At 57.2% G+C, this 14,554-nt stretch carries 15 protein-coding genes; 11 read left to right on the forward strand and 4 right to left on the reverse strand.

Annotated elements, in window-relative coordinates; translation table 11 throughout:
- Window positions 1-85 precede the first annotated feature (85 nt).
- From CLR77_RS13985 to CLR77_RS14000, 4 genes are all read right to left on the reverse strand, one after another.
- On the reverse strand, window positions 86-1,771 hold the full coding sequence (locus tag CLR77_RS13985; protein WP_097461284.1) for an AMP-binding protein: 1,686 nt from the start codon (window positions 1,769-1,771) through the stop codon (window positions 86-88).
- 97 nt (window positions 1,772-1,868) lie between these two features.
- The gene (locus CLR77_RS13990) at window positions 1,869-2,270 is read right to left on the reverse strand and encodes a MerR family transcriptional regulator (RefSeq protein WP_097461285.1); all 402 of its coding nucleotides are present in this window, start codon (window positions 2,268-2,270) and stop codon (window positions 1,869-1,871) included.
- A gap of 111 nt (window positions 2,271-2,381) precedes the next feature.
- Entirely contained in the window at window positions 2,382-3,044 is a 663-nt protein-coding gene (locus CLR77_RS13995; protein WP_097461499.1) for a transglutaminase-like cysteine peptidase, read from the reverse strand.
- A 104-nt stretch (window positions 3,045-3,148) separates the two neighbouring features.
- The gene (locus CLR77_RS14000) at window positions 3,149-3,823 is read right to left on the reverse strand and encodes a type II secretion system protein N (RefSeq protein ID WP_158227202.1); all 675 of its coding nucleotides are present in this window, start codon (window positions 3,821-3,823) and stop codon (window positions 3,149-3,151) included.
- A 697-nt stretch (window positions 3,824-4,520) separates the two neighbouring features.
- On the opposite strand from CLR77_RS14000, the gene gspE reads away from it, so the two are divergent.
- From gspE to gorA, 11 genes are all read left to right on the forward strand, one after another.
- Window positions 4,521-6,032, forward strand: a complete 1,512-nt coding sequence (gspE, locus tag CLR77_RS14005) for a type II secretion system ATPase GspE (protein WP_406564960.1) — start codon at window positions 4,521-4,523, stop codon at window positions 6,030-6,032.
- Between the two features lie 61 nt (window positions 6,033-6,093).
- On the forward strand, window positions 6,094-7,305 hold the full coding sequence (gene gspF / locus CLR77_RS14010) for a type II secretion system inner membrane protein GspF (protein ID WP_097461287.1): 1,212 nt from the start codon (window positions 6,094-6,096) through the stop codon (window positions 7,303-7,305).
- 169 nt (window positions 7,306-7,474) lie between these two features.
- A complete protein-coding gene (gene gspG, locus CLR77_RS14015; RefSeq protein WP_198962767.1) occupies window positions 7,475-7,924 on the forward strand; it encodes a type II secretion system major pseudopilin GspG in 450 nt (149 codons plus the stop codon).
- A 10-nt stretch (window positions 7,925-7,934) separates the two neighbouring features.
- Complete coding sequence (gene gspH / locus CLR77_RS14020; RefSeq protein ID WP_158227203.1) at window positions 7,935-8,462, forward strand: type II secretion system minor pseudopilin GspH; 528 nt, start codon at window positions 7,935-7,937, stop codon at window positions 8,460-8,462.
- The gene (gspI, locus tag CLR77_RS14025; protein ID WP_097461289.1) at window positions 8,459-8,842 is read left to right on the forward strand and encodes a type II secretion system minor pseudopilin GspI; all 384 of its coding nucleotides are present in this window, start codon (window positions 8,459-8,461) and stop codon (window positions 8,840-8,842) included. The genes gspH and gspI overlap by 4 nt, the downstream gene beginning before the upstream one ends.
- Window positions 8,842-9,570, forward strand: a complete 729-nt coding sequence (gene gspJ, locus CLR77_RS14030; RefSeq protein ID WP_097461290.1) for a type II secretion system minor pseudopilin GspJ — start codon at window positions 8,842-8,844, stop codon at window positions 9,568-9,570. Before gspI ends, gspJ begins: the two co-directional genes overlap by 1 nt.
- Entirely contained in the window at window positions 9,567-10,568 is a 1,002-nt protein-coding gene (gene gspK / locus CLR77_RS14035; protein ID WP_097461291.1) for a type II secretion system minor pseudopilin GspK, read from the forward strand. Before gspJ ends, gspK begins: the two co-directional genes overlap by 4 nt.
- Window positions 10,569-10,630: 62 nt before the next feature.
- Entirely contained in the window at window positions 10,631-11,941 is a 1,311-nt protein-coding gene (gene gspL / locus CLR77_RS14040) for a type II secretion system protein GspL (RefSeq protein ID WP_097461292.1), read from the forward strand.
- Between the two features lie 3 nt (window positions 11,942-11,944).
- Window positions 11,945-12,463 (forward strand): type II secretion system protein GspM, encoded by a 519-nt coding sequence (gene gspM / locus CLR77_RS14045; protein ID WP_097461293.1) that lies wholly within the window; start codon window positions 11,945-11,947, stop codon window positions 12,461-12,463.
- A gap of 15 nt (window positions 12,464-12,478) precedes the next feature.
- Window positions 12,479-13,111: a GNAT family N-acetyltransferase gene (locus CLR77_RS14050; protein ID WP_097461294.1), complete on the forward strand. Its 633-nt coding sequence runs from the start codon at window positions 12,479-12,481 to the stop codon at window positions 13,109-13,111.
- A gap of 54 nt (window positions 13,112-13,165) precedes the next feature.
- Window positions 13,166-14,530, forward strand: coding sequence for a glutathione-disulfide reductase (gene gorA, locus CLR77_RS14055; protein WP_097461295.1), 1,365 nt, complete (start codon window positions 13,166-13,168; stop codon window positions 14,528-14,530).
- Window positions 14,531-14,554 lie beyond the last annotated feature (24 nt).

The following is a 14,554-nucleotide window of genomic DNA, read 5'->3' on the forward strand; positions in this document are numbered from 1 at the left end:
TTGCCGTTTACGTAAACGGGACTGCTGTGTAGCAAGAAAGCTGTGATGCCCCTGGCGTTATGAGGCATCACAGAATCACTATTTATCAAAAGGTTAAGCCAAGTTCCTCGACGCTGATTTCACGCATCTTGAACTTCTGGATCTTGCCGGTCACCGTCATGGGGAAGTTATCCACAAACTTGATGTAACGTGGAATTTTGTAATGGGCGATCTGGCCTTTGCAGAAAGCGCGCAGGGCGTCTTCATCGAGCTGTTCGCCTTCCACCAGCTTGACCCAGGCCATGACTTCCTCACCATATTTGGTATCGGGAACACCGATAACCTGGACATCCGAGATGGCAGGGTGGGTATAGAGGAATTCCTCGATTTCACGGGGATAGATGTTCTCACCGCCGCGGATGATCATGTCCTTGATGCGACCGGTTATGGCGATGTAGCCCTCCTCATCCATCACTGCGAGGTCGCCGGTGTGCATCCAGCCGGCGCGATCGATCGTCTTGGTTGTGGCTTCGTCGTTGTTCCAGTAACCGAGCATCACACTGTAGCCGCGGGTGCAGAGTTCGCCCCGTTCTCCCCGTGGAACGATTCGTCCCGTCGCCGGATCGACCAGTTTGACTTCCAGGTGCGGCTGGATGGTGCCGACAGTACTGACGCGCTTTTCGAACGGCGCGTCGATGGCCGTCTGCAAGCTCACGGGGCTGGTTTCGGTCATGCCATAGGCGATGGTGACATCGTCCATGTGCATCTGTTTCATGACACGCTTCATGACTTCTGCGGGACAATTGGAGCCCGCCATGATGCCGGTGCGCAGGGTGGACAGGTCGAAGCTTTCGAAGTCGGGGTGTTCCAGCTCGGCGATGAACATGGTCGGCACACCGTAAAGGGCCGTTGCTTTTTCTTCCACGACAGCCTTAAGCGTGGCTTCAGGATCGAAACCGTCGTTCGGATAAATCATGGTGGCGCCGTGCGTGACGCATCCCAGGTTTCCCATGACCATCCCGAAACAGTGGTAAAGCGGCACGGGAATGACCATGCGATCCTGGTCCGTGAGGTTCATCGCACGGGCAACGAAGTAGCCGTTGTTCAGGATATTGTTGTGGGACAGGGTTGCACCTTTGGGCGCGCCGGTCGTACCTGAGGTGTACTGGATATTGATAGGGTCGTCGAACTGCAGTGTGCCCTGGATTTTGGTCAACTCGGCTTCGCTGACTTCGCTGTGCATAGCCATGATGTCCGACCAGGTCCACATGCCGTCGGTTGCCAGGTTTTCGTCGAGGCAGACCAGGTGGCGCAAGTCGGGCAGGCGTTCGGATTTGAAGTTGGCGGGTGGCCCGGATTTGGCTTCGGGAGCCAGCTCGCAGATCATCCCCACATAATCTGACGTCTTGAATTGTCCCTGCAGGATCAGGGTGCCCGTTCCGGACTGCTTCAAGGCATATTCCAGTTCATTTAAGCGGTAGCTGGGATTGATGTTTACGAGAATGGCGCCGATTTTCGCGGTGGCGAATTGCGCAATGCACCATTCGGCGCCATTGGGTGCCCAGATGCCAACGCGATCGCCGGCCTTGACGCCCAAATGCAGCAGGCCGCGAGCGCATTCATTGACGGCTGCCTGTAATTCCCGATAGGTATAACGCAGACCCTGGTGGCGGGAGATCAGGGCATCGTTTTCGGGATGATTGGCGACTGTCCGGTCGAACAGGTCTCCAATGGTCAAGCCTAATAGGGGAGTGGAGCCAACGCCACAAACATAGCTCGAAAGAGTACTCATGGGACACCTTTTTATTGTCAGTTACTGGTCGTGATCAGCGACTGTTTCGTCCACGGCCGGAAGAAACCGGCTCGGCTTATTCTCTCACTGCTACCGCTCAGTTGACGCTCAGGCATTCCTGCATAGCCTGTCGGCAGCGTTCCTCGGCTTCATCGAGTTCATGTCGCATGACTTCGATATCCGCGAGCTGCTGCATCAAAACATCACGTCTTTGATGAATTTTGTTCAATAACGCATTGAGCTGCTTTATGTTTCCCTCGGAAGGGTCATACATTTCTATCAGCTCACGGGACTCGGCGAGACTGAATCCCAGACGCTTCCCCCTGAGGATCAGCTTGAGCTTTACACGGTCTTCGTCCGTGTAGATCCGGGTTTGCCCATCGCGAAGCGGCTGCAATAAGCCGCCTTCCTCATAGAACCTGATGGTGCGGGTGGTTACGTCGAATTCCCGCGCCAGGTCGCTGATGGAGTACGTCTGTTTTCTTTTACGCTCGTCCACGGCGCCCGTCCAGCTATACGTTTACGTTAACGTAAAGATATCGGGAGCGGGGGAAACTTGCAAGGGGGAGCTGCTCAGCAGGAACGGCGGCTGTGATCTGGCCTTAAGAAATTAGCGTAAAGTATTGATTAATCGATTATTCAGGTTGACCCATTGATCGAGCGAGCTGGGTTTTCCAATGCGCTCCGATGGGCCGCGGAGCTTGTTCAGCCAGAGGCCATCGCCGTTAAAGCTATAGACCGGCGCCAGGTCAGTACGTTGTGACGCGGGGAGTATCTTGTTGATCAGGTTGTCGAGTATCAGCGGGTCAGCCCCAGGCGTGGGGTAGTACGCCAACACCATGTGTGCCTGGTTGAGCCTGAGTGCTTTGACATAAGTGATCCGCATTTTGTTGTCTGGGACCCCCATGGCTTTTAGCGTCAGGTATTTGGCAATGGCGAAATCCTCGCAGTCGCCCCCGTCGGTGGCGAGGAATTCAACCGGTGTTGCCCAATAATCCTCTTTTCCCCAGTGCACGAGGTCGTTGACGAAGGGGATCTGGTTAAAGAACTGGTTCACGAGCTGCAGTTTGTCCAGCTCCGGTTTGTTGCGGGAGGAATTGGTCAGGCGCTCCCACTCCAGCAGACGTAATCTGGCCTGGGCGCCGAATTTACTGCCGACGTAGTCAAGTAGGTGATTGCTTAACTGAAGGGCGAAGGCGAGTGATGACAGTAGTGCGAGCAGCAGAAGTAGCCGTCGTGGGAACCCGCGGCGGCGGAAACTGGCTGAAAGCATCTCTCGCGACAGAATCCCCATCTATGGTTCCTGTCCTTGGCAGGGATAGCGTGCTATCCGCGGATCACAACGGAACGCCGAATGGTGTTGTTTTTGGCGTTCCGCTACTGGTAGTTGGCTCTCAAGCGTGCGCGGAGCTGTTGGAGTCGCTTCTGAATTTCATTCTTGCGCTGTTCGCTGAGCCCGTAATTCGGTTCAGGTATATCGCCACCGGCTTGCGGTGAGTTTTGCTCCGAAGAAGGGGTGTAGACGCCATCCTGGGCTGTATTGTCGCTCTCGCTGTCGCCGTTCGCCATCTGGATGCCAGCGCCGGTCTCGTCAGTTTTCGGGAAGTAAAGGTTTTCCAGACGTCCCTGGCGTTCGATAACGACCCTATGGGCGTAAACCGCATGAAGCTTGGCATTCCCTGGTAAGGTGTCGCCCAGGTTATAGGTTTGGGTTTTCTGGTCGGGGCCCTCGACCAATGCGCTGGCGGGGCCTTTATCGGTAGAGGCCATGACGCCGCGTAACACCAGGCGCAGATTGGTTTTTGGCAATTGGGCGGTTTCCAGCGTCTGCTGGGTGGTGACATTTGTCGTGCCGAAGAGTGTCAGCGTTGCCAGGTCCACCCTGGGCTGGGCTGGTGCCTGACGGCGTTGGGTTGTGGTGACGTGCCGGGCCTCACCCTGATGCTGGTGTCCCTGTACAAAGCGATAGCCTTGCCACCCCAGCGACGCCAGCATCGCTAGGACCAGCAGGGTGGCAATCAGCATGGGTAGACGTTTCTGAATCGCCTGCATGCGAAAAAACAACTCCCTTGGCATGAATATCCGGCAATCTTGGCCGGTTTCCGATTATACATCTTGTCAGCACGCCGGGTGGGCGGGCGAATTACGGAATGATCCTGGCTGTCAGGCAACTTACATTGGCCTGATATTTCCTGTAGCCCCGATGGTCCGTAGTCTCCAGCCCCGAAAACGGATAGATTGAAGACCCTGTGGCGCAGATCGCTTTATCGTGCTCCGTAAGAAACACTTTTGCTCCGTAAGAAACACTTTATAGTGCTTGGAATATAGTGCATCTTTCGGCGTTCGTACGCCAAAGTGCGCTACTTTACCGAAAGCTTCGCGTCAGGTCTGTGACAGCGCTATTCCGGTAGGGTTTCAAGGGCCAGGCGTTGACCGCGGTCAGGTTATGCGGACACCTGACATTGTGATCTGGTCGGAGGAATGCGCCATGGCGGTTTTTCGCCGGGAGCAGAGCGGCTATCATCTGTGTAGTGAAAAACGCGTGTCGTAAAAAACGTGTGTAGTGAAAAACGTATGTAGTGAAAAACGTATGTAGCAAGAAGGGTGCACAGTCGGGAACGATTGATGGCCGGTTTCGTCATATAGTGATGGGTAGGCTTCCGGTTACAACCGCTTTGCCGAACCGCAGGGCGTCACGCTAACAAGTATGAGGTAGGCATTGGATACCCAGGCATTGGACTCTCAGGATCTGCCGACATTGGCCGATACGGTCGCGCCGGAGCGGGTGGCGACGTATAACCGCTTGCCCTTTACCTTTGCCAAACGCAATGGTGTCATCCTGACCCGCGACGAAAATGGTGCCAGCGTTGCTTTGGTCCGCGCCGGAGCCCCGGCGACAGCGTTGGCCGAGGTTAATCGGCTGACACAGGGCCAGGTGCGTTTTGCGTCGATCGACGCCGCGGAATTCGACGAGGCACTCGCCCGTGCCTACCAGAACGATTCCGCGGAAGCCATGCAGATGGTGGAAGGGATTGGCGATGAGATGGACCTGGCCAGTCTCGCCGACTCGGTGCCGGAAACGGAGGACCTGCTGGAACAGGAAGACGATGCGCCGATTATCCGCCTGATCAATGCCATTCTGACCGAAGCGGTTAAAACCAATGCTTCGGACGTCCACATCGAGACCTACGAAAAGAATCTGGTTGTGCGTTTCCGAGTCGACGGCGTATTGCGGGAAATCGTACAACCGAAGCGGGCACTCGCGCCCCTGCTCGTATCGCGGATCAAGGTTATGGCGCGACTCGATATTGCGGAGAAGCGGCTACCGCAGGATGGCCGGATTTCCCTTCGGGTCGGCGGCCGGGAGGTCGATATCCGTGTTTCGACGATGCCCTCGGCCAACGGCGAACGCATCGTGCTGCGTCTGCTGGATAAGCAGGCAGGGCGTTTGCGCTTGGCGCTGTTGGGAATGGCGGACCGGGACCATAACCTGATCAAGGATCTCATCAGCCGTCCCTACGGCATCCTGCTCGTCACCGGGCCGACGGGTTCAGGGAAAACCACAACGCTGTATGCGGCGCTTACCGAGATCAACGACCGGACACGTAACATCCTGACCGTCGAGGATCCGATCGAATACAATCTGCCCGGAGTGGGTCAGACCCAGGTCAATATGAAGGTGGATATGACCTTCGCCCGGGGATTACGCGCGATTCTCCGCCAGGACCCGGATGTGGTGATGATCGGGGAGATCCGGGATCTGGAGACGGCGGAAATTGCGGTTCAGGCCAGTTTGACCGGCCACCTCGTGTTATCGACCCTGCATACGAATACTGCCGTGGGTGCCATAACCCGGCTTATCGATATGGGCATCGAGCCCTTCCTGATTTCCTCCAGTCTCGTTGGGATCATTGCCCAGCGACTGGTGCGCGTCCTCTGCGAGCACTGTAAGGAAAGCTACGTGGCGAGTGAGGAGCACTGCGCATTCATGCAAGTGGATCCGGCCAATCCCCCAACCATATACCGCCCTAAAGGATGCCAGGAGTGTAATCAGTTGGGCTATCGCGGTCGCGTCGGTATTTACGAGGTGGTGGAAGTCGATGAGGAAATGCGTTCCCTCATCCATAAGCAGGTCGGCGAACTCGATCTCGAGCGCCAGGCCCGCACGCGGGGGCCCAGTATTCACGCCGATGGCGTCGCCAAGATTCTTTCCGGGATAACCTCTATTGAGGAAGTCTTGAGAGTGACTCACCGGGGATGATCGCCCTCTCAGGTTGAGGCGACCGTAACATCGGCTTACAGGATTGGCGACAGGCGGTTAAATGGCAGCATACGAATTCAAGGCCCTGGATGGGCGGGGCAAGGCGCAGCAAGGTGTGCTGGAGGCCGATAGCGCCCGAGCGGTACGCCAGCAGTTGCGCGAGAAAGGGTGGGCGCCATTGGCTGTCGAGCCGGCGCGTGAGAAGCAGAAGCAGGGTGGCGCTTTTGTCCGCCGGGCAGGATTGAGCGCAGGGGATCTTGCGCTGGTGACCCGGCAGCTGGCGACATTGATCCAGTCGGGAATTCCCGTGGAACAGTCGCTGGCGGCCGTTGCACAGCAGGCGGAGAAGGCAAAACTCAAGAGTATGGTCCTGGCTATCCGCGCAAGGGTCCTGGAAGGGTATTCCCTGGCGGATAGCCTGAACGAATTTCCCGGAGCCTTTCCCCGCCTGTATCGTTCGACGGTGGCGGCGGGTGAGCATGCCGGGCATCTGGACCTGGTCCTCAACCGGCTGGCGGACTACACCGAATCCCGGCAGGAATCCCGTCAAAAAATCCAGTTGGCAGCCATTTACCCCGTTATCCTGACCGTTGTGGCCATCAGCATCGTTATTTTCCTGCTGACCTACGTTGTGCCGGACATTGTGCAGGTGTTCGTGAAGCAGGGGCAGGCGCTTCCGGTATTGACGCAGGCACTTCTGGCAACCAGTTCCTTCCTGGCGAAGTATGGTATCTACCTCGCTGCGATCCTGATTGCGCTGGGTGCCGGGTTCCGAATGGCGCTGCAGAAGGACAATACCCGGAAGCGGTTTCACCGGATGCTGCTGGATCTGCCGTTTATCTCGCGTCTTTCACGGGGCATCAATGCGGCTCAGTTCGCCAGCACCCTGAGCATCCTGAGCAGCAGTGGCGTCCCGCTGGTGGATGCGATGCGTATTGCCGGCGAGGTTCTGTCCAATGATTTCCTGCGGGAAAAGGTGCAGGAATCGGCTCAGCGGGTCAGCGAGGGCACGAGCCTGCATCGTGCACTGGAGCAGATGGGCTATTTCCCCCCCATGATGCTGCATATGATCGCCAGCGGCGAGGCGAGCGGTGAGCTCGACCAGATGCTGGAGCGCACGGCCCGCAATCAGGAGAACGATTTGCAAGGAAAAATAGCGACGCTTGTCGGTCTCTTCGAACCCCTGATGCTCTTGTTGATGGGGGGGGTGGTGCTCATAATCGTGATGGCGATTATGCTGCCCATCCTGAATATCAGTAACCTGGTGCATTGAAGCACTTGATTCGATCGGGAACGACGTTGTTGCGACAGCCGCTCGTAGGGAAACGTAGCCGTTATGACACGACGCCAAGTGACGCAACGCCTGGTGACATCGGTTCCGATCAAACACGGTGGTCGATAGTGGGAACGCCTGTCGTTCCCGTCATATAAAAAGGACGAACATGAACACGCTCAAATCCAGTCGTGGCTTTACCCTTATCGAAATCATGGTGGTGATGGTCATCCTCGGCCTGCTGGTTGCTATTGTCGCACCCAACATTATCGGTCGTAGCGATCAGGCAAAGGTGACGGTGGCCCGTACTCAGCTCAAGCAAATCGGCAATGCGCTCGATCTCTACAAACTGGACAATCACAATTACCCCTCCACCCAGCAAGGGTTGCAGGCACTGGTCAGCAAGCCCGATGGTTTCCCGGACGCGAAGAATTGGAATCCTGACGGTTATATGAAGAGTGTACCGGTGGATCCCTGGGGCAATGCCTACCAGTATGTCAGTCCCGGTGCCAACCACCCCTACGATCTCTATTCCTACGGCTCTGACGGCCGTGAAGGTGGAGATGGCGATGCCGCGGATCTGAGCGTCTGGGATACGAATGGGCCCAAGAAGCAGTAATCGAAACCGTATGACCAGGCCCGGGCAATCGGGTTTTACGCTGATCGAAATCCTGGTGGTGGTGGTGATCGTTGGGCTGATTGCGACCATCGCCGTGGTCAATATGGGCAGTGGTTCCCAATTGCGCGATCTCGAGAACAGTGCCCGTCAATTGTTCCTGGTTTTGCAGACGGCTTCGGATCAGGCTGTGCTCCAAAACGAGGAAATCGGTGTCGTGCTGGATGAGCATGGCTACCAATTATACGTTTACAACGAAGACAAGAGCACTTGGGATGCCGGTACCGGGACTTTGTTCCAGCCATATACGATGCCGGACTGGGTTTCCATGACACTGCAGCGTGACAAAAAGACCCCCAAGCTCGCCACGGGCGACAATAACACGGTGAAACCGGATCTGGTGTTGTTCTCAAGTAGCGAAACGACCCCCTTTCAGTTGACCGTTAAGGTCAAGGGCAAGGACGACTCTCCCGTTTATACGATCCGCTCCGATGGCGTCAATGGTTTGGAATGGGTGCCGCCGGGAGAGAACAAGCAATGACACGCTGTCGCCATAACCGGGGCTTCACATTGCTGGAAGTGATGGTGGCGCTGATGATTTTTGCGCTGTTCGCTGTCGCGGTAGAGCGGGCGGGCAGCCAGTACTTCAGTCATTTCGAACGCATCGAAGGCAAGACGCTGGCCACCTGGATTGCCCAGAACACCCTGGCCAAGATACGGCTTGCCACCAACCTGCCATCGGTATCCGAAAACAGTGACGAGTTGGATTACGCCGACTTTCACTGGAAAGTCACCACCAAGGTCAGCACGACCGGCGACCCTACGATCCGTCGTGTGGATATCACCGTCGATCAATACCAGAACAATGGAAGAGACCCGCGACAACAACTTGTCTTCAGCGGTTTTGTGGGGAAAAACTGATGGCTAGGCCCGTTGTATCCCGGCAGGCAGGCTTTACGCTGCTGGAGGTCCTGATTGCTATCGGCATCACGGCGTTGATCGGAATCGGTATTTGGCAAGTAATGTCCGGCGTCATCAATTCCCGTAACGGCGTCGACCGTGTATCGACACAGTTCGAGCAGCTCCAGAAAACCGTATTGCTGATCGAACGGGACATCTTTCAGGTCGTCAATCGACCGATTCGCGACGCCTATGGCGATGCCCAGTTTGCAATCACCACCCGCGCCGACCCCTATGCATTGGAGCTGACCCGGCAGGGGTGGCGCAATCCACTGAATGACCCACGCAGTGAACTTCAGCGGGTGGCATACAGCCTGGACGGTACGACCCTCCATCGCTGGCAGTGGCAGGTGCTTGATCGGGCACAGGACAGCCAGCCGCTGGATCAGGTGCTCTTAAAGGATGTCGACCAATTGCAGGTGCGGTTTCTGGACAGCCACAATCAATGGGTGGATAGCTGGCCGGAGCAGCAGGTCATCGACCAGCAAAATGTCGATCCCTCTATTGTGCCGATGCCGCGGGCGATTGAAATCGCCTTTGACCAGAAACAGTTCGGACATATTTCCCGGATCTTTGTGCTGCCTAACTTCGACCTGGTTAAGGCGCGTCAGGCTGCGAGCCGTGCCTCTGGTTCGGATACGACGTCGTCCGGACAGGGTGCTTCGACCCAGACGGAGAATGCGCAATGAAGCGCCCGCAGCGGGGGCAACCCTCGCGTCAGCGCGGCGTCGCGCTGATCATGGTCTTGTTGGCGTTTGCCCTGGCGACGGCACTGGCGGCGGGCATGTATACCAGTCAGCACCTTATGATCTACAAGGCCTCCCATTATCTGGACCGGGAACAACAGCGTAGCCTGGCGTTAGGGGCTGAGGCGCTCGCCGAGCATATCCTCGCCCAGGACTGGAAGAGCGATAAGCAGAATAATGCCTATGTCGACGATTACGGTGAGGATTGGGGAAAGTACGCCGCGGCATTACCCGTGGATAATGGCGTCGTTCAGCTGCAAATCGATGACCTTGAGGGGCGGTTCAACCTCAATGACCTGTTGACGGCGACGGGGCAGGTGGATCCGGTGGCGAAGCAGCGTTTCGAACGCTTGCTCCAGGTGTTGGAGATCACCAGCATCAACGTCGACAAGGTGATCGACTGGGAGGACAGTAACGATACGCCCAGTGGCGCGACGGGCGCGGAAGACAACTACTATCTGGGGCTGACACCGCCTTATCGCGCCGCAAACCGGCCTTTCACGAGCGTCACTGAGCTGCGCCTTATTGCCGGTATCACCGAGGCGGACTATAAGAAACTCCTGCCTAACGTGAGTGCGCTGCCGCTGACAGGGATCGGGTTCAACGTCAATACGGCGACCGGACCCGTATTAAGAAGCCTGAATCAGGGGATTACGCAGGCCCAGGCGGAAACTATACTGCAGGTCAGGGCGGACACACCGTTCAAGGATATAACCGATTTTCTCGCTCGGCCCGAGTTCGCCGGGCTGGGCTTGAAGAACCAGGAACTGTCGGTCAACAGTCATTTTTTCCGGGTTGCGATCCGGGTGACCTACGATGATCAGGTCTATCGCCTGGTTTCGGTACTTTATCGGGACGATCAGGGCAATCTCAGTGTGGTCAGTCGCGATGAAGGCCAGAGAGCACTGATTACCAAAAAACTGTTTAGCTTGTCACAATAGGGTGAGGCGATCCGCACAGATGCGGACGCGATCCCGACACTGGAGTGGGGGAGCAGGCCAAGATGTCGTATCGACTGTATGTCAGACCCGTTTCTGGCGAGGGAGGACGATTGCCCGATGAAACGGCGCCATGGCGTTACGACTGGCTGTTGCAGGATGCCGGTGGACAGGTGCAGGCCCAGGGCGAGGCGGAGGAAAAGGACGCGATCGAACAGGTTCTGCGTCAGAACGATCTCGACAATGTTCGTCTGACAGGCCTGTTGCCGGCCGAAAACGTGCTCTGGTGTACTGCCGTTCTGCCCGGCAAGCAGTCCCGCTACTTACGCCAGGCGTTGCCGTTTGCCGTCGAGGAGCAGTTGGCCCAGGATGTGGAGTCCGTCCACCTTGCCCTGGGCAATCGTTATGAGGACGCCTACAGCGTTGCCGCCATCGATGAACCCTTGATGGCCGATACGGTGGCACGCCTGTCTCAATGGTCGGCCGACCTGCATGCGGTCTATGCAGATGCCGCCTTGCTGCCGGTGGACAACGGCCGGTGGACCTTCTGCATCGAGGGGAGCGACACCCTGATTGCCGGTGCCGGAGGCGAATGGTGCAGGCTGCAGACGCAGAACCTGCCGGTCTATGTCGAAACACTGGAAGCGGCCAGCGGAGATGATGAAACGCTGCCGGTGTTACGTATCTACGTAACCCCAGCGGCCCGTGAAGCACATAGCCTGGTGATTGCGGCACTTGAGCAGAGCGAACGGTTTTCGGTCATTGTTGAAGACCTCGCGGCTTCCCCGCTGGAGTTACTGGCGCATGCTCACCACCTTCGCCTCTGCCAGCCAATCAACCTCTCGCAGGGTCCCTTTGCGACCGACTCCGGGACACAGAGCCCCTGGCGCGCCTGGCGCGCCTGGCGCGCGGTTGCTGTCGTTGCCGGGATCTGGTTCGTGCTGCAGGTGGGGCTGGAGATTGGACAGGGTATTTACTTTGAGCGTGATGCCCAACATTGGCAGCAGCAGGCGCTGTCGACGTATAAATCGATTTTCCCCCGCGAAAGCCGGGTGACGGGGCAAAACATGAAAAGGGTCCTGGAAGGCAAATTGCGTCTTGCGAGTCAGCAGGGCAGCAACCTGGGATTCCTGCCGTTGCTCAAACAGGCTGGATATCAATATTCGGTCATTCCGGATAAAGGCAATCTGGAGTTTGATTCTGTGAATTACAGCCAGGACCGGGGCGAGCTGGTGATCGAAATGAAGGCTGACAACTTCGACAAGCTCAATCAGCTTAAGAACGGCCTTACCAGTGCAGGGTTGGAGGCCCGTATCGGTTCGGTGGTCAACGACAAGAACAGCGCCCGTGGGCGCATTACGATCACTGGAGGCTGAGTTGTGTTGAATCGTTTGCGAACATCGCCACTCGTGCTGAAAGCCGTCGCTGCCTTCGATCAGTTGCCGACACGAGACCAGCGGGCACTTCAGCTCCTGGGTGCCGCGCTCCTGATCTTTATTCTGTTTTTCGGGGTCTGGCGTCCGGCACACGAGTTTCATCTGCGCGGCGCGCGGGATCTGGCGCAGGCACAGGATCTTGTCAGTTGGATGCACGCCCACGAAGCAGAAGCCCGTCAGTTGGCGCGTAACGGGCAGCAGTCTGCCGCCAGTGTTGTCGATAGTCGCTCGCTGCTGACGACCGTTACGACGTCGGCGCAACAATCCGGGCTGGCGTTGCAACGGTTTGAACCCAGCGGCGAGCGGGGTATGCGGGTCTGGTTGGAAGATGTACCCTTCACAACATTAGCCGCTTGGCTGGAAAAGCTGGATAGGCAGTACGGCATAAAAGTGGATCAGGCATCGATCGACCGCGGGCAGACACCAGGGCTCGTGACGGCACGCCTGACATTGAAAATCTGAGAGGGAGACGTCCCGATGACGATTGCCGCAGCCTCTGTTGAACCCGTTGTCGTACGTCTGGACGAATCAGCACTGAGTGAAGCCAACAGTATCCTTTACGCCGCCTATCTGCATGACCCGACGTTTCACTACCTGTTCGAGGAGAATCGTCCCGGCTATGAAAAGCGGGTCAGGGCGACGGTACGGGAACTGATTACCCTGTATTTCGAGCGTAATCGGGATGCGATAGGACTCATGCTGGACAATACGCTGGTCGCTGTAGCCTTTATCGGCAGCCCGGAATTGCGCATGAACCTGGCCCAGCAGTTCGGTTGGCGGATGCGCATGATGTTGACCGCGGGGCTGACGTCGACGCGGCGTTACATCGACTATCATGAGCAGATCGCAGCGCTACTGCCTGAGCGCCAGGTTCATGAATTACCGTTGATGGGCGTGAATCCCAAGTATCAGGATCGTGGGCTGGGACGGCGCATGCTGGCTGCAGTGGAAGCGCTTTGCAGCGAAAATCCCCGTACCACTGGTATCGTCCTGGATACCGGCAACAGCCGCTATCTGCCGTTTTACGAATCCATCGGTTATCGTAGCCTGGGTCAGATCCGACTGGGTCCTCTGACCGAATACGTGTTATTCAAATCCGTTTCCCATTGAAGCGCGCCATGTGTTTGCGCCGTGGCCGCTCATCATCTGCCGTATAGGTGTTTTGTGTCCGAAAATCATGAGTACGATCTGGTTGTCATAGGTGCGGGCTCCGGCGGAGTCCGTCTTGCCCGTATGTCCGCGGGCTATGGCGCTCGCGTTGCTGTCATCGAGTCCCGTTATTTGGGCGGCACCTGTGTCAATGTAGGCTGTGTTCCCAAGAAGCTGTTCGTTTACGGCTCCCATCTGCCGGAAGAGATCGAAGACGCTGCGGGTTATGGCTGGGAGGTCCAGGAGGGCGCGGTCAGTTTTGACTGGTCGACGCTGGTCCGTAACAAGAATACCGAGATCAGCCGGCTTAACGGCATCTACGAAAAGCTCTTGCAGGGCGCCGGTGTCGATATCATCGAAGGCACCGCAACGATCGACGACCCGCACACCGTCAGTGTCGGGGATCGCCGTCTTCGTGCCCGCCATATTGCCGTCGCTACCGGCAGTTGGCCCTGCGTGCCGGAAATACCCGGTGCGCAGTTCGTGAAAACCTCGAATGAGATGTTTTTCCTGGATCGCCTGCCCAAGCACGCTATCGTCTGGGGCGGCGGCTACATTGCGGTTGAATTCGCCGGCATTCTGAATGGTCTTGGGGTCAAAACCACCCTGGTCTATCGGGGAGAGCTGTTTCTGCGAGGTTTCGACCAGGATGTGCGTACCTTTGTGGCCGAAGAGCTGGGCAAGAAAGGTATCGAACTATGCTTTGGCCGCAATATCAACTCCGTCGCGGAGTCCGATGAGGGCTTCCGGGTGACGCTGGATAACGGCGACACGCTGGACACGGGTCTGGTGCTGGCTGCGACCGGCCGCAAGCCGCTGTTGGATGGGCTGGGTTTGGACTCCCTGGGCGTCGAACTCAATGAGGACGGTTCCCTGAAGGTGGACGAGCAGTTCAGGACCAGCGTTCCCTCCATTGTCGCATTGGGCGATGTTATCGGTACTCCGCAGCTGACACCGGTTGCGATCAGGCAAGGGATGGTGTTGTCCCGTAACCTGTTTGACGGTGGGCAGGACCGCATGGATTACGAAGCGATTCCCACAGCCGTCTTCTGCCAACCGAATATCGGTACTGTAGGGTTGACGGAAGATGAAGCCAGGGAGCGTTACGGCGTCTTGCGTATTTATCGGACGAGCTTTCGCCCGATGAAGTATACGCTGTCGGGGCGGGACGAGCGGACCCTTATGAAACTGGTTGTCGACGACGCCTCTGATCGTGTGGTGGGCGCCCATATGGTGGGACCGGATGCGGGAGAAATTATCCAGGGCATCGCGGTCGCGATTAAGGCCGGTGCCACCAAGGCCGTGTTCGACAGTACGATCGGTATCCACCCGACTTCTGCCGAGGAGTTTGTCACCATGCGTCAGCCCGTCGACGCCTGACCCCCTTCCTTGTGCGCCTCCATT

The organism is Mangrovitalea sediminis, from assembly GCF_002514725.1.
Lineage (GTDB): Bacteria > Pseudomonadota > Gammaproteobacteria > Pseudomonadales > Oleiphilaceae > Mangrovitalea > Mangrovitalea sediminis.